This window comes from Aurantibacter sp. UH7, assembly GCF_056839165.1.
This window is the reverse complement of record NZ_CM166388.1, coordinates 1027697-1048977: the sequence shown is the minus strand read 5'-3', so window position 1 is coordinate 1048977 and position 21281 is coordinate 1027697. Positions and strand designations below refer to the sequence as shown.

Sequence of the window (21281 nt, the reverse complement as noted above, 5' to 3'; positions counted from 1 at the left end):
AGTGCAAAAATAATAAGTGCTGTTAAAAATTTTAGTTTAATCTAAACTGCTACCAATCTGCTAGTGAGGCATTAAAAATATCTTGCGTGATACGTTCAAAAATAACTTCTAGTGCTTCATCTTTTACAGATGGTAAATTTTGTGTCGCCGGAAAATCATAGAAAAAAGAAAAACGTTGGTCAAAATCAGCATCTTCTTTTGTTCGATTGTAAAAGCGAACTTTTACTGCCATTGACAATCTATTTTGTGCTGCCGTTTGCTGCGCAGTTGCCGTCATTGGTGAAACACGGTATTCCATTATTTCGCCTTCATAGCGCAAATCGGAATCCCCAGTATTGGTTAAATCTAAACTCGTCTGATTTAAAATACGATCTTGTAATGCCAATGTAAAATCTCGTGCTAGCCCTGGTTCGAATGTAGAACCTGGATTCTGAGTCGCGAAATTCTGAAAATTAGGAATTTGAAAGGTTGCTGCCGTACCAATATTACCACCCGTAAAATTGTAGATACCGCATCCGCTTAAAAAAGAAGTGCATATAACCAATGCCAATATGCCGAAAGCTCGTTTTAAATTCACAATCTTAATTTTCAATTTATACTCTCTTTTAGTGCTCGTGGTACGTTGGTGGTTTTATTCTTTTTTTTAACTGCCAATAGTCTATAAATCGTACTGCTTAATTTTCCGGTACAATGTGCGTTCCGAAATTCCTAATTCTGCCGCTGCTGCTTTTCGTTTTCCTCGATTGCGTTCTAATGATTTTTTAATTAACTCTATTTCTTTATCCTGTAAAGATAAGGTTTCCTCTTCTTCAATTTCTTCTGCAAAATGATATCGGTCGTCTTGCGGTTGGTGTTGAATATAGGCTTGTTCTTCAGTAGGTTGTGGTAATTGTAAGACTTCTAAAGAAGAGGTGTCTTCTTCTGCATCTTCAATTTCTTTATCATTGTCACCGTAGATTTTATTAATTAACGATTCATTTTCCTCTTGTACTTTTTCGGTATCGTTATTCTTTAATAATGAAAGGGTTAATTTTTTTAAATCGTTTAGGTCGGCTTTCATATCAAAAAGCACTTTATATAAAATTTCGCGTTCGTTACTAAAATCGCTTTCTTTTTTATCCCGTCCGATTACTGCAGGTAAATTTGAACTGCTCGCACTCGGTAAATAACTATTTAGCGTAACTGCAGAAATGCTTCTGCCTTCTTCTAATACCGAAATTTGTTCTGCTATATTTCTCAATTGACGAATGTTACCAGGCCATCTGTATTTTAATAACAACTGAACAGCATCGTCATCCAATCGTATGGTTGGCATTTTATATTTCTTGCCGAAATCGGATGCGAACTTGCGAAACAATAAGTGTATATCTTCTTTTCTTTCTCGCAATGGCGGAATTCCGATTTCAACTGTACTTAATCTATAGTACAAATCTTCACGAAATTTTTCCTTTTTTATCGCCTCGAACATATTCACATTCGTAGCAGCTACAATACGTACATCTGTCTTCTGAACTTGCGAAGATCCTACTTTTAAGAACTCCCCATTTTCTAAAACACGTAACAATCTAACTTGCGTGGTTAGCGGTAGTTCGCCAACTTCATCTAAAAAAATAGTACCACCATCGGCAACCTCAAAATAACCACTACGGGTTTGTGTGGCTCCTGTAAAGGCACCTTTTTCATGACCGAAAAGTTCACTGTCTATAGTGCCCTCTGGTATGGCACCACAGTTTACAGCAATATATTTTGCATGCTTGCGATGCGAAAGTGAATGTATAATTTTAGGAATAGATTCTTTACCAACACCACTTTCACCTGTTACCAAAACAGATATATCTGTAGGTGCTACCTGAATTGCCTTTTGTAAGGCACGATTTAGTTTTTCATCGTTACCGATGATTTCAAATCGTTGTTTTATAGCTTGTACGTTATCCATCTAATTAGTTTCTATTTTGGTGATTCTCACATTTGTCTATTGCTATTGAAATCTCCAGTATTATTAATTGTTATGGCTTAATCCTACTGCTTTGCCTATTAAAGTGGCGGAGGTACATTCTTCCATTTTTACATTTACAAAATCTCCTAGTTTGTAATTTTCTTTTGGAAAAACAGCCACTGTATTATGCTCGTTTCTACCCATCCAATGGTTCTCATTCTTTTTTGAAGTTCCTTCAATAAGTATTTCTTGCGTTTTACCTAAATGTGCTGTGGTTCGCAGTTTGCAATGCTCGCGCTGTACTGCAATGACCTCTGCTAATCTTCTTTTCTTAACTTCTAAGGGTACATCGTCTTCCAGTTTTCTAGCGGCTGATGTTCCTGGTCTTTCAGAATACGCATACATGTATCCGAAATCATACTTTACATACTCCATTAAAGACAATGTATCTTCATGGTCTTCTTCAGTCTCAGTAGGGAAACCAGTAATCATATCTTGTGATATAGAACAATTCGGAATTATTTTTCGAATATTATCGATCAATTCAAAATACTCTTCACGGGTATGTAATCGGTTCATTTCCTTTAAAATACGGTTGCTTCCGCTTTGCACCGGTAAATGAATGTAATTACAGATATTCTCATACTTCGCCATCATATGAATAACATCTAAAGTCATGTCTTGTGGATTAGATGTTGAAAACCGAATTCGCATTTTAGGATGTGCAAGTGCCGACATTTCTAATAGTTTAGAAAAATCTACCGCCGTAGCTTTTTGCATTTCTGATGCATTAACGAAATCTTTTTTCAATCCGCCGCCATACCATAAATAGCTATCTACATTTTGCCCTAAAAGCGTAATTTCTTTATAACCTCTTTCGGCTAAATCGTTAATTTCTTCAAGTATAGACTGCGGGTTTCTACTGCGTTCGCGCCCTCTCGTAAAAGGTACAACGCAGAATGTACACATATTATCACAACCTCTGGTAATCGATACAAAAGCATTAACGCCATTCGTGTTCAAACGAACAGGAGCTACATCACCATAGGTTTCTTCTTTCGAAAGTATAACATTAACCGCATCGCGACCTTCATCAATTTCTTGTATTAAATTCGGAAGGTCTTTATAGGCATCGGGACCTACAACCATATCCACAATTTTTTCTTCTTCAAGAAATTTGCTTTTTAAACGCTCGGCCATACAACCTAAAACACCCACTTTCATATGGGGTCTGGTTTTTTTAATGGCGTTAAATTTTTCGAGACGTTTGCGTACCGTTAGCTCTGCTTTCTCGCGAATAGAGCAGGTGTTAACTAATACTAAATCGGCATCTTCTAAAGTGTCGGTAGTGTTAAAACCTTCTTTTGATAATATGGATGCAACAATTTCACTATCAGAAAAATTCATAGCACAGCCATAGCTTTCTATATAAAGCTTACGTCCGTTATCACTCTTGTTTTCTATTGCTAAGGTTGTTCCTTGAGCCGATTCGTCAATAATTTTCTCCATCTATTAAAATATGCATACCCGAAAATAGGGTCTGCAAAGATAGTACTATATTCAAAAACGTGACAATATGACAGTGTTTTTTAGCACTATTTTAAGGAAGGTCTCGTTTCTAGATAATTAAATAGTACTTTAAATAAAAACAACCATATGAATTTTGAAACCGTTTTACATAAAATTGATGAAAATATTGCTTTAGATTTTGGCTCTATTTTTTCTAGAACTTTCGATCTATTTAAATTAGTGTGGGTGCAAGGTTTTGTAACGCTGTTGCTTACCATTGTTTGTATGTTGCCATTCTATTTGGCAATGTATGCCCCCATGATTGCAATGGGAATATCTGACCCTGAAGCACTACAAACTGTTAATATGCCTCCGGTTGCTATGCTTTTAATGTTTGTGTTAATGCCCATATTTATGGTCATCTTTATGATGATAGCTTTGGCTTTAAATGCGGCTTTTTTGCGTATTTGCAAGCATAAGGATTTAAATTTAATGGCTAAGGATGATTATTTTTATTTCTTGAAAGGAAAGAATTTAGGAAAGTTATTTATGCTTTCGTTAATTGTCTTTGCTTTGTCTTTGTTAGGTATGCTAGCTTGTGGCGTGGGATTAATTTATATGATGGTGCCCATCTCTTTAGTGCCCGCATTTATGGCTTTTGATGAAGAGCTTTCACCTATGGAAATGGTAAAAGCAAGTTTTAAGCTTGGAAATAAAAACTGGATTGTAATTTTCTTATTGATTTTCGTAATGGGTTTTATAGCTCAATTGGGTATGTTTTTATGTTTTGTAGGTGTATTGTTTACCGCGATGCTATCGAAGGTCCCAGTCTATTTTATGTATAAAGATGGAGTTGGTTTTCCGATAGAAGAATAGGTATTTAATTTTCCGTTGGTCGATCAAGAACGCAACCTTTTGCAGGGCTAGCCATCTAAATAGCACAACCCTACAAAAAGTAAAAATTATGAAAAAAGCGTATCTCTTGATGCTATTAACTTTTGGTTTAGCATTTGTTTCTTGTAACGAAGATGACAATTCTAACTCCGATATGGATGTTGAATATATTGTCGCTACGCCCCTGATGATGTCTCAGACAGATTTTAGAAACAGCGTCACTATTTTACCGCCGAAAGCTATTGATGAATCGGGTAAAATTTATGCGTATAAGAATTACATTTTTGTAAACGATAAATACCAAGGGGTTCATGTAATCGATAATACGGATCCAACTGCTCCTAAAAAAATCACGTTTATAAAAATAGCTGGTAATGTAGATATTTCTATAAAAGATGATTATTTATATGCCGATAGTATTATGGACTTAATAGTTCTCGATATATCAGACATCAATGCAATCACCCAAGTAAAAAGATTGGAAAATGTGTTGCAGCAATATGTAGTATGGCCTGTGGAAGCTGATATTTTTGATTGGGATAATGGTTCGGCTTCTGGTGATGTGCAGATTGGTTGGGAAACTGAATCCGTTTTTATGACGGAAAAAGAATACGAAGAAAAATATCTTTTTCGCGGTGGTGATGTAATGTTTGAAACCGCAAATACATCTGATGCCGGAGGCGATACTGGGCAAGGTGGTTCGTTAGCACGTTTTAAAATAGTTGACGATTTTCTTTATGCAGTGGATAGCCATTACATCAATATTTTTGAAATATCGGACTTAGAAAATCCATTAGACTTAGAAGATGTTTATGCTGGTTTCGATATAGAAACTATTTTTCATCGAGATCAACATTTGTTTTTAGGTAGTATGCGTGGTATGTATATTTATGATATTTCATCGCCCGATAAACCAGTATTTGTTTCAGAATTTGAACACGGTACTGCTTGCGATCCTGTAGTTGTCGATGGCGATTATGCTTATGTGACCCTAAGAGGTGGAAATAATTGTGGTGCTACCGAAAGTGGACTTTTTATAATCGATATATCGAATATTAGTAATCCTGAATTAAAAACTTCATATGCGATGGATAGCCCGTATGGTCTTGGAATAAAAGATGAAAAACTTTTCGTTTGTGATGGCGAATCTGGATTGAAAGTTTATGATAAAACGGATGTTGAAAATTTAGTTTCACTGAACCACTTTGCTGATATTAATACCTTTGACGTAATTCCGTTAGCTGAAAATCTTCTTATGGTCGGTGATCAAGTTTTATACCAGTACACTTATTTAGATAACAATATTGAGTTGATCAGTACGTTAGATTTGAAATAGGGTTCATAAAAATAGATGTTGAAACACCCCTTTTTTAGGGGTGTTTTTTTTGGATATATATTAAGGTACGAGTTGATATAAATTTTTTGATATACATTTGTGCCCTCAAATTTAATTACATGGCTAAGAATTTAGTAATCGTTGAGTCACCTGCAAAGGCAAAGACTATAGAGAAATTTCTAGGTAAAAATTTTAAAGTGGAGTCCAGCTTTGGGCACATTGCAGATCTGCCTTCAAAAGAATTGGGGGTTGATGTTGATAATAACTTCGAGCCTAAATATATAGTTGACACAGATAAGAAAGCATTAGTCAAAAAATTAAAAGATTTAGCAAAGAAAGCAGAAACTATATGGCTCGCGAGTGATGAAGACCGCGAGGGAGAGGCAATATCTTGGCACTTAAGTGAAACCTTAGGTCTCGATAAAGAAAAGACAAAAAGAATAGTTTTTAATTCAATTACTAAATCTGCAATTCAAAAGGCAATTGAGAATCCAAGAGATATCAATTATAACCTTGTAAATGCGCAGCAAGCACGTAGAGTATTGGATCGCTTAGTAGGATACCAACTTTCTCCAGTACTTTGGAAAAAAATTAAACCAGGTCTTTCTGCTGGTCGTGTACAATCGGTAGCTGTTCGTTTAATTGTTGAACGCGAAAGAGATATTGAAGGATTTACTCCAGAAGCATCATTTAAAATTGCTGCTGAATTTAAAACAGAAACAGGTAGCGTTTTTCAAGCAAAACTTAATAAAACTTTTAAATCTAAAAAAGAAGCGCAAGCATTTTTAGATAAAAACCTAGGGGCAAATTTCTCTGTTGGTAATCTAGATAAAAAACCAGCTAAGAAATCACCATCAGCGCCTTTTACAACTTCGACATTACAACAAGAAGCTTCACGAAAATTATATTTTTCTGTAGGTAGAACCATGCAGGTTGCACAACGTTTGTACGAAGCTGGACTTATAACTTATATGAGAACTGATAGTGTGAATTTATCAACCGAGGCGATAAATGCTGCTAAAGATGCCATTATAGAAAACTATGGTGAATCGTATAGTACCGTTCGAAATTTTAAAGGTAAGTCCAAAGGTGCGCAAGAAGCGCATGAGGCAGTTAGACCTACTGATATGAAAAATCAGTCGCCTTCTTTAGAACGCGATCAGTCTAAATTATATGAACTAATTTGGAAACGTACCATTGCCTCACAAATGAGTGATGCGCAATTGGAGCGTACCAACGTTAAAATAAAAGCGAGTACACATTCTGATGATTTCTCAGCGAATGGTGAGGTAATTAAATTCGATGGTTTCCTTAAAGTTTATATGGAAGGTCTAGATGATGAAGATCAGGCAGAGGAACAAGAAGGAATGTTGCCAGCAATGAAAATTGGTGATGGATTAATTAATAATTACATCACAGCAACGGAGCGTTTTACAAGACCTCCTTATCGTTATACGGAAGCTTCTTTAGTGAAAAAATTAGAAGAATTAGGTATCGGTAGACCGTCTACTTACGCACCAACAATTTCTACCATTCAGAATAGAAAGTATGTTGAAAAAGGTACTGTTGAAGGCGTTGAACGTAATTATGCGCAATTACTTTTAGAAAATAATGCGATTGCAGAAAAGAAATTGACAGAGACTATAGGTTCAGATAAAGGTAAGTTAGTACCTACTGATATCGGAATGATAGTAAATGATTTCTTAGTAAGTCATTTTGCAAATATTCTAGATTATAACTTTACGGCAAGAGTAGAAGAGAATTTTGATGAGATTGCTGAAGGTTCAGATGATTGGCAAAAAGTAATTAAAGATTTTTATAACGATTTTCATCCGAATGTACTTGATGTTGAAGAGAATGCAGAGCGTGCAAGTGGAGAAAGAGTTTTAGGAAAAGATCCAAAAACTGGCAGACAAGTATCTGTTCGTTTGGGCCGTTTTGGGCCAATGGTACAAATTGGTACGGCAGATGAAGAAGAAAAGCCGCAATTTGCTAGCCTTTTACCAGAACACTCATTAGCTACTATTACCTATGATGAGGCAATGGAGCTTTTTAAATTGCCGAGAACATTAGGTGAATATAAAGGTGAAGAAGTACTAGCCAACGTAGGTCGTTTTGGACCATATGTTAAGTTTGGTGCTAAATTTGTCTCTTTAGCAAAAGGTGAAAGTGCTTTTGATGTTGATTTAGATAGAGCAATCGAACTAATTGTTGAAAAAGAGAAAGCAGATGCTCCTATTTATAATTATGAAAATAAAGATGTAACCAAAGGTACTGGTCGTTTCGGACCATTTATAAAATGGGATGGCATGTTTATTAACGTAAACAAGAAATATGATTTCGATAATTTAACTGAAGCTGATTTAATTGAGCTAATTGAAGTTAAAAAACAGAAAGAAATTGATAAGGTTGTACAGAACTGGGAAGAAGAAGGCATCCGTATTGAAAAAGCAAGATGGGGTCGTCACAATATAATTAAGGGTAAGATAAAGGTAGAAATAGCAAAATCTGTTGATGCTACTAAAATTACGCTAGATGCTGCCAAAGAGTTAATTGAGAAAAAGACACCTAAGAAGAAAACAAGAGCAAAGGCTAAGCCTAAGGCAAAAGCAAAACCAAAAGCGAAAGCAAAGAAGTAGTCTTCTTGATCAAATATTCTAGAGTCCTAAAAATTTATTTTTTAGGACTCTTTTGCTTTCTATAAAGAGTGCTCTAATATTCTTTAGAGAATTATCAATTTGCTATTGCTCCGTACATATTAACCCGATAACTTTGCAAGTGAACACTAAACAATACACTAAATGGCTTATGATTTTTTAGTTCCAGTCGCTGATAAAGTTTTGGCGCACTGCGAATTATTACCAGAACAATCAATAGGAAAGAACATTCATGCACATTCCGCTAAAAAAGGCTTGCCAGTTTTAGCAAATGCATCAATGGCATTCATTGGTGTAAGAGAATCGAGAAATGCCTTCGAAAAGAAGACAGAGAAATTAGATACTACTGCAATTCGTATCCAATTTTACAAATTACTTATGGGTAATTGGAATTCAACTCTAGTGGACTTAGGTGATATTGAGGAAGGTGAAAGTGTAGAGGATACTTATTTTGTAGTTAAAGAAGTAGTGGCTGGGTTGCTTGAAGAAAATGTAATTCCGATAATAATAGGTGCTACTCAAGATATTACGTACCCAGCATATAGAGCTTTCGACGGAATTAGAAGTATGATTAACCTAGTATCTATAGATAGTAGATTTGACTTTGGAATTGATGATGAGTTAATTTCTTCGCACTCTTATATGAGTAAAATTATTACAGATAAACCTAATAATCTGTTCAATTTTTCAAATCTTGCTTATCAAAGTTATTTTAATGCGCAAGAAGAAATGGACCTTATGGAACGTCTTTTTTTCGACTCATGCAGACTTGGAGAGTTAACTTCTGATATGAGTTTAGCAGAACCAACATTACGCGATGCGAATATGGTTAGCTTAGATACACGCGCTATTCGCGCTGCAGAAATGGGAATGTCTGATAACTTTTCGCCAAACGGATTAACTGGTAGAGAAGTGTGTACATTGGCAAGATATGCCGGTATTAGTGATCGTGTTGATGCTTTTGGAGTATATGAAATGGATAATAATATGCAATCTAGCCAACTAGTAGCGCAAATTATTTGGTATTTTATTGAAGGTCATAATTTTAGAATAAAAGAATCGCCATATCTTAATAAGGAAGATTTTACCAAGTATAACGTGCCTACAGAAACAGAGCATCTCGTTTATTATAAAAGTAATCTTACAGAAAGATGGTGGGTAGAGCTTCCATCTATTTATACTTCACATACTAAAGCAAATATGATGTCGTTATTACCCTGCACAGAAAAGGACTATTTAGACGCTTGTGATCAGAATATACCTGAACGCTGGTTTAAGGCCTACAAGAAAGGGTATAATTGATCAAGTTTTTTTTAAAGTTACATAGTACTTGACACAATAATTTGCTCAAAATGTAGTTTTAGTGAGTAGAAAAATAATGTGTTTACAGTTTATAACCATAATCGAAATTAACCTAAAGTATGAAAAAGCTATTGTTATCATCTATAGCGTTTGTTTTTTTACTCACAAGTTGTGGGTCTAAGACAAAAGGAGAACTAGTCGGAGCTCAAGGAAAACGTTGGTATCCTGAGAAACCTTACGGAATGGAATTGATCCCTCAGGGTTCTTTCATTATGGGTAAGAGTGAAGAAGATCAAGCTAAAGTGCTCAACGCGCCAACCAAAACTGTTACAGTACGTTCATTCTATATGGATGATACGGAAATAACAAACAGTGAATATCGACAGTTTGTGGAATGGGTGAAAGATTCTATTGCACGAACTAAATTAGCAATACTTGCCGATGAACTTGGCCTTGGCCCTGAAGATGGTGGTATTGGTGATTATGCATTTAAAGATGCCGATACAACTAAATCTTCTGCTTACGATAAATACATGTTGGATAATTATTCTGGTATGGGAGAAACTGGTTATGAAGGTAGAGGACTAAATTTAGATGAAAATCTAATTTGGGATACTTCTGAATATCCAGATGAGTACTATACTGAGATTATGGATTCATTATATATTCCTGAAGAAGAATCTTATAATGGTCAACGTACAATTGACGTTACCAAATTGAAATATAAGTATAACTGGATGGATATTGCTGCTGCTGCTCGTTCTAAAACGGGTAGAAGAAAAGACTTTATCAGACATGAAGAGTTAGAAATTTATCCTGATACTACTGTATGGATTCGCGATTTCGAATATTCATATAATGAGCCAATGCACAACGATTATTTCTGGCATGATGCTTATAGTGAATATCCTGTAGTAGGTATCTCTTGGGAACAAGCACGAGCTTTTTGTAACTGGAGAACGAAGTTTAAAAACGACGATCAGAAAGAAAAAGGTAAGCAGTTTGTTAATCAATTTAGATTACCTACTGAAGCCGAATGGGAATATGCAGCAAGAGGTGGTATCGAAGGTGGTACATACCCTTGGGGTGGCCCATATGTTATAAGCGACACAGGTTGCTATATGGCAAACTTTAAACCACAACGTGGTGATTATGCAGCCGATGCAGCATTATATACTGTAGAAGCTAAATCTTACGAGCCAAACGATTTTAATCTTTATAACATGGCTGGTAACGTTTCGGAATGGACAAATTCTAGTTACGATTCAGATTCATACGACTATGTTTCTACAATGAACCCTAACGGAAGTAATGGTCCGAACGAAAGAAAAGTTATTCGTGGCGGTTCTTGGAAAGACGTTGCTTATTTCTTGCAAGTGAGTACAAGAGATTATGAATATGCTGATTCTGCTCGTAGTTATGTAGGTTTTAGAACCGTACAAGATTACATGGGAGAAGAAGATTTCAACTTAACAAAATAAAAATTAACCTAAATAGTAACCTGTCTTTAAATTTTTAAGGATAGAAATAAAATCAAAAGTTAACCAAATCCTTATTATTAACATTAAACTTAAATTAAATTAAAAATTATGGCACAGTCAAAAGCAACAAAGAAATTATTCGCAATGGCCTATGGTCTTGGAGCATCAATTGTAATTATAGGTGCATTATTCAAAATTTTACACTGGGAGTTCGGCCCATTAACAGGTAGTTTATTACTTGCAATCGGACTTATTACAGAAGCACTTATTTTTGCTATTAGTGCATTTGAGCCTGTAGATGATGAATTAGATTGGTCTTTAGTATACCCAGAATTAGCTGGTGGTGCTTCTCAAAATAGAAGCAATGAATTAGCTGAAATCAAAGAAACTGAAGCTTCATTATCTGGTAAATTAGATGAGTTATTAAAAGAAGCTGGTGTTGATGCACAACTTATGGAAAGTTTAGGATCTAGCATCCGTAACTTCGAAGGAGCTGCAAAAGGTATCGCACCTACAGTTGATGCAATGGAATCTACAAGAAAGTATTCTGACGAAATGGTTCAGGCTGCTTCTCAAATGGAATCATTGAACAGCTTATATAAAGTACAATTAGAAAGTGCTAGCAAACAAGCTTCAGTAAATGAAGAGCAATTGCAAAATGCTGCCGCTTTAAAAGACCAAATGCAATCTTTAGCTACTAACCTTTCTTCATTGAATGGTGTTTATGGTGGTATGTTGACTGCAATGAATAAAAGCTAATTAGTTTTAGTAAATAACCCCAAATTGAGTATTAATTAAAACTGATTAGAAAACATGGCAGGAGGAAAAGAAACCCCACGTCAGAAAATGATAAACCTAATGTATCTGGTTTTCATTTGTATGCTGGCCCTAAATATGAGTAAAGAAGTTCTTGCGGCATTCGGAATTATGAATGAACGTATGGAAGCTTCTAACGTCAAGACCATAGAAAGTAATGAAGCTTTCTTGGCAAGTCTTGGAACAAAAGCATCTGAAGATGCAGCAAAGTATGACAAGCTGTATAAAGATGCTCAGAAAATCAAAGAAATGTCGAAAGACTATTATGACTATCTAGAAGGTTTAAAGTCAGGAATGCTGAAAGGTGTTGAAGACCCAAAAGATTATACCGTAATGGATAAGTCTGATTGGTTAGACCAGAAGTTTTTTCAAGGTGATGCGCTTGGAGCAGGTGGTAAAGAATTCATGAAAAGATTGAATGATTACCGCATAAATGTTGCAGCTATAGCACCAACAGCAGTTAAAGAAGCAGTTAAGACTCGTTTCGAAACTGGTGATGCTAACGGTAAAGTTGAAAAACGCGATGGTACGAAACAAGATTGGATTAACTATCATTATGAAGGTTTTCCTCTTGTAGCATCTTTAGCGAAATTAACTGCACTACAAGCAGATGTTAAAGCTACTGAAGAAGATGCTTTGAAGTCAATGTTAGCTGGTGAGTTAACTGAGCAAGTATCATTGAAAAACTTTGCAACTTCTCTTTTCGCAAGTAAGTCTGCTTACTATACAGGAGAAAAGTATGATGGTAAAATTATTATCAGCAAAACTGATAATTCTTCTACTCCAGTAAGAGCTGAATTAACTTTAGACGGAAGAAAACTTTCTGAAGGTAAAGATTATAAGATTGAAGCTGGTGGTATTAAAATGCTAATTGGATCTGGTAATGCAGGTGATCACGAAGTAGCTGGTAAATTATTCTTTAAGCAAGATGGCGATGAGATTGAAGTGCCTGTGAAAAATTCATTTGCTACTATAAGTAAGCCTAATGCTGCATTAATTGCTGCTGATAAGATGAACGTTGTTTATCGTGGTGTATCTAACCCAATGTCAATTTCTATACCTGGTATTCCTAATAACAAAGTACGTGCTTCGGCTCCTGGTCTTAAGCAAAGTAGTGGTAGTAAGTATATTATGAACCCTGGTACAGGAAGAACGGTTACTATTACTGCTTCTGGTACATTACCTGATGGTCAGGCAATATCTTCTAAATCTGAATTTAGAATTAAAGATATCCCAAGACCTTCTGGATCTGTTAGAGGTGAAGCTGGTAGCATTAAAATGCCTAGAAAGAACTTAGAAGTATCAACTGTTGGTGCTATGCTTGAAGATTTCGATTTCGATTTAAATCTTAAAGTAAGTGGATTTAAATTGAAAGTACCTGGACAGCCAACTGTAGCTGTAAACGGTCAGAAATTAGATTCTAGAGCTAAGTCTGCTCTTAAGAGAGCTAAGAGAGGTGATGCTGTTCAAATCTTTGACATCAACGCTTATATTACAAATAACAAGAGTTATAAATTGAAGAAAGTATCTCCGGTTGTTGTGGAGATCACAAACTAATAATTAATTGAAGTCCGGACAGTCACTTTGATTGTCCGGATATTTTAAAGTCAAACAGACATGAATTGGAAAAATGTTTTATTGATCGGAGCCGTTACCTTACTGCCCGCATCTATGATGGCTCAAGCGAATATATTAAACGCTAAATTGCCAGAACAGATTGGTGTAAAAACAGAAGCTCAAAAAGCTTTGGATGACGATACTCCACTCGAATACGGATACGTAGATGATAGAGATATCCTATGGTCTAAAACTACATGGGAAACAATTGACCTTGATGAACGTGTTAATTTCCCACTATATTACCCTATTGATACTATCGATATAGGTGCAGATAGAAGATCACTTTACGATGTGTTTATCAAAAACATTAAGAATGGAAAACTTCAAGATGTTTATGTAGATTCATACTTTACTGAGAAAAGACAGTTTTCTGATTTGCAAGCGACTTTGCAAAAAAAGGATACAACTGATCTTGGTTATGAGCAGATTAATGCTGGAGAAGAACTTTCTGCAGAGTATATTAATCAAAGAGATTTAACAGCTGCCGATATCGAAGAATACCGTATAAAAGGTATGTGGTATTTTGATAAACGACAAGGTGAACTTAAGTACCGTTTATTAGGTATTGCACCAGTAGCACCAGATGTTAACTTTATTGATGATGATTCTATGGATGCAAGTGATTCTATGGTTGAACTTTTTTGGGTATGGTACCCGAGTGCCAGGCAGATTTTACATGAAGCCAAAGTTTTTAATCAAAGAAACTCAGCGCAGCCAATATCGTTTGACGCATTGTTAAATTCTCGTAGATTTAACGGAGTTATCTATAGAGAAGATAATGTACATGGTGACCGTAAGGTTAACGATTATATTTCTGATAATGCTTTGTTCCAATTGCTAGAGGCCAAAAGAATTAAAGAGGTCATTAGAGATAGAGAACAAGATATGTGGTCGTATTAAGACAGAATTTATTCCAATTCAATAGATAAAAAAGCCTCAACAGCAATGTTGAGGCTTTTTCATTTCTACTATGCCAATTACAATTTCTACCTTTGCCAAATGTTAGATTATCTTGTAGTAGGATTAGGTATAGCTGGGGTTTCTTTCTGTGAGACACTAGAAAAAAATGGAAAATCTTTTAAAGTGATTTCTGATGCTTCTCAGATATCATCTAAAGTAGCCGCTGGTATGTACAATCCGGTAATTTTAAAAAGATTCTCGTTAACCTGGAAAGCACTTGAGCAAATGGAATTGGTTGTTCCATTTTACGAAAACCTGGAACACAAGTTAAAAGTAAAATTAGATCATAAGCTTTCTGTAGTTAGAAGGTTTGCATCTATAGAAGAACAAAACTTATGGTTCGAAGCTTCTGATAAAAGTGGAATGCAAGAATTTCTATCCACTACAATAATATCAAACAAAAATCCAAGTATTGATGCGCCTTTTGGCTTTGGCGAAGTATTAAATACGGGTAGAATAAATACGAAATTATTACTAGAGTCTTATAATGGTTATTTGATTGAAAAAGGTTGGTTTAAAAATGAGACTTTTAACCATAGCAGGCTAGAACAAGTAGAAAGTGGTATCACTTATGGCGGAATTAATGCCAAATGTGTAGTTTTTGCTGAAGGATTTGGATTGCATAATAACCCTTACTTTAATTATTTGCCTTTAACAGGTACAAAAGGAGAATTACTTACTATAAAAGCACCCGAACTAAAAGAAACATTAGCCATTAAATCATCTATTTTTATTATTCCTTTTGGTAAAGATTTGTATAGAGTAGGTGCAACCTATAAATGGAAAGATAAAACGAATATACCTACACAAGAAGCAAAAACTGAACTTTTAGAAAAACTAGAGACTTTTTTAAAGTGCGATTATGAAGTTGTGGATCATGTAGCAGGTATTCGCCCTACAGTCACAGATAGACGCCCCTTGGTTGGTAGGCATCCAGAACATAAAAACATATATGTTTTAAACGGATTTGGCTCTAGAGGGGTCATGGTGGGTCCTTATGCGTCGGAACAGTTGTATAATGCTATCGAAAATAATGAGCCAATAGTTGCAGAAATGGATATTGAGCGATTTAGAAAAAAATATACTACAGTTTAGCTTTCGCAGCATTTGGATCGTAATGGATGAAAAAATTAATCCAGATATTACGAGAAATACGCACAATAAAAGGCATAAAAACAATTAATGTACCTACAATAGCGATAAATATACCCATCAAAGAAGCATTAAAAACAAAATAAGAAATTACAGCTGCTGCAACAGCAAAAGCAATTCCAACGCTATAACTTACATACATAGCTCCAAAAAAGAAAGAAGGCTCTATCTTATATTTAGTATTGCAGTGCGAACATCTATCGTGCATTTCGAAAATATTTCCTAGATGATAGGGGTTTTTGTCCTTATACATGCTTTCTTCATGACATTTTGGACAAGTTCCTGTTAAAATGCTGTATGCTTTCGATCCTTTTTTTAACATTTGCAAATTCTTTGTGCAAAGATAATATTTTGCATTTTTTTTAATGTTAATATCTATAGCGAAAATCAGTATTAAAATGATTCTTTATAAGGAATATGTTTTCAATTAAATCGTATAGTTTTTAAAATAATGCAAAAACGAAGACTCACAAATAATTCAATATTAATCTCATAAGTTTTAAGGCAATAACATGTTAAACGTACACAATCTTTCTGTCTCTTTTGGTGGAGAATTTTTATTTGAAGAAATATCGTTTCGTTTGAACGGTGGAGACCGCGTAGGACTAATAGGTAAAAACGGTGCTGGTAAGTCTACTTTGCTGAAACTGTTGTCTAAAGAAATGGCTTATGATACTGGTACAATTGCCATTGAAAAGAATGTGAATATTGGTTTCTTAAAGCAAGATATAGATTTTGTTGTCGGAAGAACAGTATTGGAAGAGGCCTATCAAGCCTTTGAAGAGATTAAGTCATTAGAAGCTCAATTAGAAAATATTAACCAGCAACTTGTTGAACGTACTGATTATGAATCGGAAACGTATAATCAACTCATGATTGATTTAAGTGATCTTACACATCGTTTTGAGATAGTTGGTGGATACAATTACCAAGGCGATACTGAGAAAATTCTACAAGGTTTAGGTTTTAAGAGAGAAGATTTCGATAAAAAAACGGATACATTTTCGGGTGGTTGGCGTATGCGTATTGAATTGGCAAAACTTTTACTGCAGAGTAATGAAGTGCTTTTATTAGATGAGCCAACCAACCACTTAGATATTGAATCTATTATATGGTTAGAGCAATTTTTAAAAGGCCATACAGGTGCCGTTGTTATTGTTTCTCACGATAAAATGTTCTTGGATAATGTAACGAACCGTACTATAGAAATTTCTTTAGGCCGTATTTACGATTATAACAAACCGTATACCGAATTCTTAACCCTGCGTGGCGAAATAAAGCAACAGCAGATGAATGCACTAAAGAATCAAGAAAAAGAAATTCAGCAGGCAGAACGATTAATTGAAAAATTTAGAGCAAAATCGAGTAAGGCATCTATGGCCCAATCTCTTATCAAAAAATTAGATAAGATGGACCGTATTGAAGTTGATCAAGATGATAATGCTGCGATGAATGTTAGATTCCCTATTTCTGTAACTCCAGGTAAAGTAGTAACTGAAATTGAAGAGCTATCTAAAAGTTATGGAGATCATCAAGTTCTTAAAGATATTGATTTACTTATTGAACGAAATAGTAAAACAGCTTTTGTTGGACAGAATGGACAAGGTAAATCTACTTTGGCTAAAATAATGGTGGGTGATTTAAAATATGACGGCCACCTAAAATTAGGGCATAATGTTGAAATAGGCTATTTTGCCCAGAATCAAGCTGAATATTTAGATGGTAGTAAAACCATTTTAGATACAATGATTGATGCAGCTAATGAGAAAAATAGAAGTAAGGTTAGAGATATATTGGGTTCTTTTCTATTTCGTGGTGAAGAAGTAGAGAAGTATGTTAAGGTACTTTCAGGTGGTGAACGAAATCGGTTGGCGTTAGCAAAAATGCTCTTACAGCCTTTTAATGTTTTAGTGATGGATGAACCTACCAATCACTTGGATATTCAGTCTAAAAATGTTCTAAAAACAGCATTGCAAAATTTTGAAGGTACCTTAATAGTTGTTTCACATGATAGAGACTTTCTACAGGGGCTTACGAATAAAGTATATGAGTTTAAGGATAGAAAAATAAAAGAGTATTTAGGAGATATTGACTACTACCTAGAACAACGTAAAGCAGCAAATTTTAGAGCAATTGAGAAGAAACAAGAAGTTCAAAAAGCGAAAGTAGTCTCTGATAAGAGTCAAAATAACTTTAAAGATCAAAAAAAGATTAAATCAATTAAGAACAAACTTAGCTCAATTGAAAAGAAAATAGCTGATCTAGAAAAGAGTATATCTGAGAATGATCATGATTTATTGATGAATTATGATGCTACCATAGCGCAAACCAATTTTTTTGACTTATACAATCGTAAGAAAAAAGACCTTGAAGATTTAATGGTTGCGTGGGAAAAAGCGACATTAGATTTAGAGCAATTGGGGTAATTAATAGACGTAATGCACCTTCTATTTTTTTTTACCACAATATTCAGCCTTTTCACAACAAAAAGTTACCGTTCGTCGATATTATTTGTTTTTTAGCGGTCGTAAAAGTTTATTTGTAGGGTAATTCCTATGAGATATTACAATATTTTCTAATAGACCAAATTATTACAGATGAACACGAAACTATACTTTGTTTTACTCTTTATTGCTTGTCAAAGCATAATGGCTATTGTGCCAAAAAGCGAAAAGCGTGCCCTTATAGACTTATATAATAGCACAGCCGGTGAGAATTGGAATCAGAAATGGAATTTAAATGAACCAGTATCTACTTGGCATGGCTTGGTTATAGAAAAAGGAAATGTAGTTGCTATACATTTAATGGATAATAATTTAGAAGGCGAACTACTTGCATCAATTGGAGATCTATCTAAATTGAGAGAACTAGATGTAGCTTTTAATAAATTAGAAGGAAGCATTCCAACTACAATAGGTCAGTTAAAACGACTAGAAGTGTTGCGTTTTGGTAAAAATAAATTTTCAGGAACGATTCCTAATGAGATAGTCAACTTGCATAAGCTAAAAGTGCTCGATTTGTTTCATAATGAGTTGAGTGGAGAGCTTCCTAGAGAGATGGAAAATTTTCAAGAAGTTGAAATTATCTCTATTTCGGATAATTCTTTATCAGGTACATTGCCTGATGGTATTGGTACATTAAAGAATTTAAAAAGATTAGAAATATCTCATAATAAAATTGAAGGAGATATACCCGATAGCTTAAGTAATTTGAAAAATTTAAAGTCTCTTGTATTAGCTGCAAATAATTTTGAAGGTAAATTTCCAAGTTCAATTTTTAGTTTGCCGAATTTGAAAGTTGTCCAAATTCAAAGAAATAATTTTGACCAGTTGGATATTAAAAATAGCATGCCTGCGGAGACTAGTGTAGTTATGTTGGATTATGAGAATAGAGATAAATACTTTAATAATCCGATAGAATCTATACTTCTGGATACTGAAGTTAGAACTGCGGATACAAAATTTGAAGATGAATAATATTGACCGAAAAATGAATAACAATATGAAAATATTGAGACAAAATATTATCGTATTTACGGTGCTTTGTATCTCGGCTATTTTTAGTGTGAATGCACAGGTATCTTCAGTAGAAAAAGAAGCCTTAGTGGATTTGTATAACACAATGGATGGAGAAAGTTGGAATCAACCATGGAAAATTAATGAGCCCGTATCTAATTGGCATGGAGTAGAACTTTCTGGTAACCATGTTGTAGGATTAAATTTGTTTAGAAATAATCTTAATGGCCAATTACCTGAAAGCATTAATAAGCTGAAAAAATTACAGTATTTAAACTTAGCTTTTAATAATATAGAAGGTGCTTTGCCGAGTACCTTAACAGATCTTACACATTTAATAGTTTTAAAACTTGAAATGAATAAGTTGAATGGTACTTTACCTACGGAAATAGGTAAACTAAGAAACCTTAAGGAATTTACCATTTTCAATAATTTTATTTCGGGTACTATTCCAGAATCATTAGGTAAGATGAAAAATTTGAAAATACTAAACTTATCTAGTAATAAGTTTGAAGGTATTATTCCAAGTGCACTAGGTGATTTAACAAAATTAGAAAGTCTTGGACTTTTTGAAAATGGATTAAAAGGAGCTATACCAAGTCAAATAGGTAATCTAACCAACTTAAAAGAGCTGGTACTCGCTAATAATGAATTCAATGGTGAAATACCAATGGAGGTAGGTCAGCTTGCTAGTCTGGAGATATTCCAGATTCAAAATAACAAATTCGATTCTTTTAAAAGCTTAGAGCAATTTAGCTCGCGCGAGTTATTAGTGTTTGATTATGATAAAGAGGAAGCTTCAAAAATCGATTTTAAAGAAACAAATTTCAGCAAATCTCGTATGGCAGATACGAAATTTGAAGATGATGATAATGAGTAGTTGTGTGTAACTTTAGTTAGTTTGGTTAAAAGGGGTGTGAATAGCACCCCTTTTTTTTATTCAAAATGAAAAAAAAACTCGTTGAAAATATCAGAAAACCGGTTTTTTTACGTTAAAAGCTAACAATCAGTTCACTATTGAAAATTTTTAACCTGAAATTTAGGCCCGTAAGGCCTTCAACTATTGACAAAACAAGTGAATTTTTATTGTAACCCAAAATCTAATAATTATGACCAAAAAACTACTTTATGCATCATTTCTTTTCATCTTCTTCTTTCAAACTGCAATACATGCGCAGGTACCAGAGAATGAAAAGTCAGCCTTAATTGATCTTTACAATGCTACAAACGGTGATTCGTGGCTTGTACAATGGAATTTAAAAACACCAGTAAACCAATGGTATGGTGTAGACGTAATCAACAACCATGTTGTTGGATTAAACTTATACAAGAATAACTTGGTTGGTGAAATTCCAAATACTATACAAAATCTTAAAAAGCTTGAAGTACTAGATTTAGCTTTTAATAATCTTGAAGGTAATTTGCCTAGCGAGATTGCTAAGCTAACTAACCTTAAAGTTGTGAAACTTGAAATGAATGGCTTAAAAGGTAATTTACCAAAGAATTTTACTGCATTGCAGAATTTGGAGGAGTTAATATTGTTTGATAATAAATTGGAAGGAAACATTCCGTCTAGTATTGCTGAAGCTAAGAAACTTAAAATATTAGACCTTTCTAATAACTATTTTGAAGGTAATTTGCCTGCTACTGTAGCTGGCTTAACCAACTTAACTAACTTTAGTGTTGCGGGTAATAAATTAGGCGGTGAGATTAACTTTAGCTTTGCTAAAATGAAGAATCTTTCTGAATTAATGTTATCCTTCAATAACTTTAATGGTGAAGTGCCAGAAGGAATTGAAACATTAAAGGATATTCAATTTTTACAACTTCAGGGTAACGGTTTTAGTTCTTTTGAAAGCCTTAAAGAAATGAAAAGTATTGATTTAGTGGCATTTGATACAGATGACCTACAATTGAATATAAAATACAAGCAATTGCACGAAATTGATAATAGTGGAATGGCTAATAACAAATTTGAAGACGAATAATACTTAATTAAGTACTTAATAAATTAGAAGGGATGCATTAGCATCCCTTTTTTTTTGTCAACTATTTAAAAATTCATCTTACCAAAGTAAACATGGCTCATTACATTTAAGATAT

Annotated in this window: 17 protein-coding genes; 13 read left to right on the top strand and 4 right to left on the bottom strand. The window is 34.3% G+C overall.

Annotated features, from left to right (window positions below):
• Positions 1-49: 49 nt before the first annotated feature.
• The 3 genes from UH7x_RS04590 to miaB all read right to left on the bottom strand — a co-directional run bounded on the left by UH7x_RS04590 (position 50) and on the right by miaB (position 3445).
• Positions 50-577 (bottom strand): LptE family protein, encoded by a 528-nt coding sequence (locus UH7x_RS04590; RefSeq protein WP_482362546.1) that lies wholly within the window; start codon positions 575-577, stop codon positions 50-52.
• Between the two features lie 81 nt (positions 578-658).
• Positions 659-1936 carry a sigma-54 interaction domain-containing protein gene (locus UH7x_RS04585; protein ID WP_482362545.1) on the bottom strand — a complete coding sequence of 426 codons (1278 nt, stop codon included), beginning with the start codon at positions 1934-1936 and terminating at the stop codon, positions 659-661.
• A 63-nt stretch (positions 1937-1999) separates the two neighbouring features.
• A complete protein-coding gene (gene miaB / locus UH7x_RS04580) occupies positions 2000-3445 on the bottom strand; it encodes a tRNA (N6-isopentenyl adenosine(37)-C2)-methylthiotransferase MiaB (protein ID WP_482362544.1) in 1446 nt (481 codons plus the stop codon).
• 147 nt (positions 3446-3592) lie between these two features.
• Here miaB and UH7x_RS04575 point away from each other — a divergent pair, with 147 nt between their 5' ends.
• From UH7x_RS04575 to UH7x_RS04535, 9 genes are all read left to right on the top strand, one after another.
• Positions 3593-4321 carry a hypothetical protein gene (locus tag UH7x_RS04575; protein ID WP_482362543.1) on the top strand — a complete coding sequence of 243 codons (729 nt, stop codon included), beginning with the start codon at positions 3593-3595 and terminating at the stop codon, positions 4319-4321.
• 88 nt (positions 4322-4409) lie between these two features.
• The gene (locus UH7x_RS04570) at positions 4410-5675 is read left to right on the top strand and encodes an LVIVD repeat-containing protein (protein WP_482362542.1); all 1266 of its coding nucleotides are present in this window, start codon (positions 4410-4412) and stop codon (positions 5673-5675) included.
• 119 nt (positions 5676-5794) lie between these two features.
• Positions 5795-8314, top strand: a complete 2520-nt coding sequence (gene topA, locus UH7x_RS04565) for a type I DNA topoisomerase (protein WP_482362541.1) — start codon at positions 5795-5797, stop codon at positions 8312-8314.
• 162 nt (positions 8315-8476) lie between these two features.
• The gene (locus UH7x_RS04560; protein ID WP_482362540.1) at positions 8477-9634 is read left to right on the top strand and encodes a formimidoylglutamase; all 1158 of its coding nucleotides are present in this window, start codon (positions 8477-8479) and stop codon (positions 9632-9634) included.
• Positions 9635-9753: 119 nt separating this feature from the next.
• Positions 9754-11115, top strand: coding sequence for a T9SS ring complex lipoprotein PorK/GldK (porK, locus tag UH7x_RS04555; RefSeq protein ID WP_482362539.1), 1362 nt, complete (start codon positions 9754-9756; stop codon positions 11113-11115).
• 108 nt (positions 11116-11223) lie between these two features.
• On the top strand, positions 11224-11874 hold the full coding sequence (gene porL / locus UH7x_RS04550; protein WP_482362538.1) for a type IX secretion system motor protein PorL/GldL: 651 nt from the start codon (positions 11224-11226) through the stop codon (positions 11872-11874).
• Positions 11875-11928: 54 nt separating this feature from the next.
• Complete coding sequence (gene porM / locus UH7x_RS04545; protein WP_482362537.1) at positions 11929-13488, top strand: type IX secretion system motor protein PorM/GldM; 1560 nt, start codon at positions 11929-11931, stop codon at positions 13486-13488.
• A gap of 60 nt (positions 13489-13548) precedes the next feature.
• Positions 13549-14451 carry a type IX secretion system ring subunit PorN/GldN gene (gene porN / locus UH7x_RS04540; protein WP_482362536.1) on the top strand — a complete coding sequence of 301 codons (903 nt, stop codon included), beginning with the start codon at positions 13549-13551 and terminating at the stop codon, positions 14449-14451.
• 99 nt (positions 14452-14550) lie between these two features.
• Positions 14551-15606, top strand: a complete 1056-nt coding sequence (locus UH7x_RS04535; RefSeq protein ID WP_482362535.1) for an NAD(P)/FAD-dependent oxidoreductase — start codon at positions 14551-14553, stop codon at positions 15604-15606.
• Here the strand turns inward: UH7x_RS04535 and UH7x_RS04530 are convergent.
• The gene (locus tag UH7x_RS04530; RefSeq protein ID WP_482362534.1) at positions 15596-15985 is read right to left on the bottom strand and encodes a DUF983 domain-containing protein; all 390 of its coding nucleotides are present in this window, start codon (positions 15983-15985) and stop codon (positions 15596-15598) included. The two genes, UH7x_RS04535 and UH7x_RS04530, sit on opposite strands and share 11 nt — an antisense overlap.
• 190 nt (positions 15986-16175) lie before the next feature.
• On the opposite strand from UH7x_RS04530, the gene UH7x_RS04525 reads away from it, so the two are divergent.
• The 4 genes from UH7x_RS04525 to UH7x_RS04510 all read left to right on the top strand — a co-directional run bounded on the left by UH7x_RS04525 (position 16176) and on the right by UH7x_RS04510 (position 21166).
• Entirely contained in the window at positions 16176-18089 is a 1914-nt protein-coding gene (locus UH7x_RS04525; protein WP_482362533.1) for an ABC-F family ATP-binding cassette domain-containing protein, read from the top strand.
• A gap of 171 nt (positions 18090-18260) precedes the next feature.
• Positions 18261-19139 (top strand): leucine-rich repeat domain-containing protein, encoded by an 879-nt coding sequence (locus UH7x_RS04520; protein ID WP_482362532.1) that lies wholly within the window; start codon positions 18261-18263, stop codon positions 19137-19139.
• A gap of 25 nt (positions 19140-19164) precedes the next feature.
• The gene (locus UH7x_RS04515) at positions 19165-20058 is read left to right on the top strand and encodes a leucine-rich repeat domain-containing protein (protein ID WP_482362531.1); all 894 of its coding nucleotides are present in this window, start codon (positions 19165-19167) and stop codon (positions 20056-20058) included.
• Positions 20059-20287: 229 nt separating this feature from the next.
• Complete coding sequence (locus tag UH7x_RS04510) at positions 20288-21166, top strand: leucine-rich repeat domain-containing protein (protein ID WP_482362530.1); 879 nt, start codon at positions 20288-20290, stop codon at positions 21164-21166.
• The last annotated feature ends 115 nt before the right edge of the window (positions 21167-21281 follow it).

What these genes read in the sequence shown, in the direction of transcription:
- UH7x_RS04535 (WP_482362535.1), top strand. Translation starts at nt 14,551, where the DNA reads ATGTTAGATTATCTTGTAGTAGGATTAGGTATAGCTGGGGTTTCTTTC.
- porL (WP_482362538.1), top strand. Translation starts at nt 11,224, where the DNA reads ATGGCACAGTCAAAAGCAACAAAGAAATTATTCGCAATGGCCTATGGT.
- UH7x_RS04570 (WP_482362542.1), top strand. Translation starts at nt 4,410, where the DNA reads ATGAAAAAAGCGTATCTCTTGATGCTATTAACTTTTGGTTTAGCATTT.
- UH7x_RS04530 (WP_482362534.1), bottom strand. Translation starts at nt 15,985, where the DNA reads ATGTTAAAAAAAGGATCGAAAGCATACAGCATTTTAACAGGAACTTGT.
- UH7x_RS04525 (WP_482362533.1), top strand. Translation starts at nt 16,176, where the DNA reads ATGTTAAACGTACACAATCTTTCTGTCTCTTTTGGTGGAGAATTTTTA.
- porN (WP_482362536.1), top strand. Translation starts at nt 13,549, where the DNA reads ATGAATTGGAAAAATGTTTTATTGATCGGAGCCGTTACCTTACTGCCC.
- porM (WP_482362537.1), top strand. Translation starts at nt 11,929, where the DNA reads ATGGCAGGAGGAAAAGAAACCCCACGTCAGAAAATGATAAACCTAATG.
- miaB (WP_482362544.1), bottom strand. Translation starts at nt 3,445, where the DNA reads ATGGAGAAAATTATTGACGAATCGGCTCAAGGAACAACCTTAGCAATA.
- UH7x_RS04585 (WP_482362545.1), bottom strand. Translation starts at nt 1,936, where the DNA reads ATGGATAACGTACAAGCTATAAAACAACGATTTGAAATCATCGGTAAC.
- UH7x_RS04510 (WP_482362530.1), top strand. Translation starts at nt 20,288, where the DNA reads ATGACCAAAAAACTACTTTATGCATCATTTCTTTTCATCTTCTTCTTT.
- UH7x_RS04560 (WP_482362540.1), top strand. Translation starts at nt 8,477, where the DNA reads ATGGCTTATGATTTTTTAGTTCCAGTCGCTGATAAAGTTTTGGCGCAC.
- UH7x_RS04515 (WP_482362531.1), top strand. Translation starts at nt 19,165, where the DNA reads ATGAAAATATTGAGACAAAATATTATCGTATTTACGGTGCTTTGTATC.
- topA (WP_482362541.1), top strand. Translation starts at nt 5,795, where the DNA reads ATGGCTAAGAATTTAGTAATCGTTGAGTCACCTGCAAAGGCAAAGACT.
- porK (WP_482362539.1), top strand. Translation starts at nt 9,754, where the DNA reads ATGAAAAAGCTATTGTTATCATCTATAGCGTTTGTTTTTTTACTCACA.
- UH7x_RS04575 (WP_482362543.1), top strand. Translation starts at nt 3,593, where the DNA reads ATGAATTTTGAAACCGTTTTACATAAAATTGATGAAAATATTGCTTTA.
- UH7x_RS04520 (WP_482362532.1), top strand. Translation starts at nt 18,261, where the DNA reads ATGAACACGAAACTATACTTTGTTTTACTCTTTATTGCTTGTCAAAGC.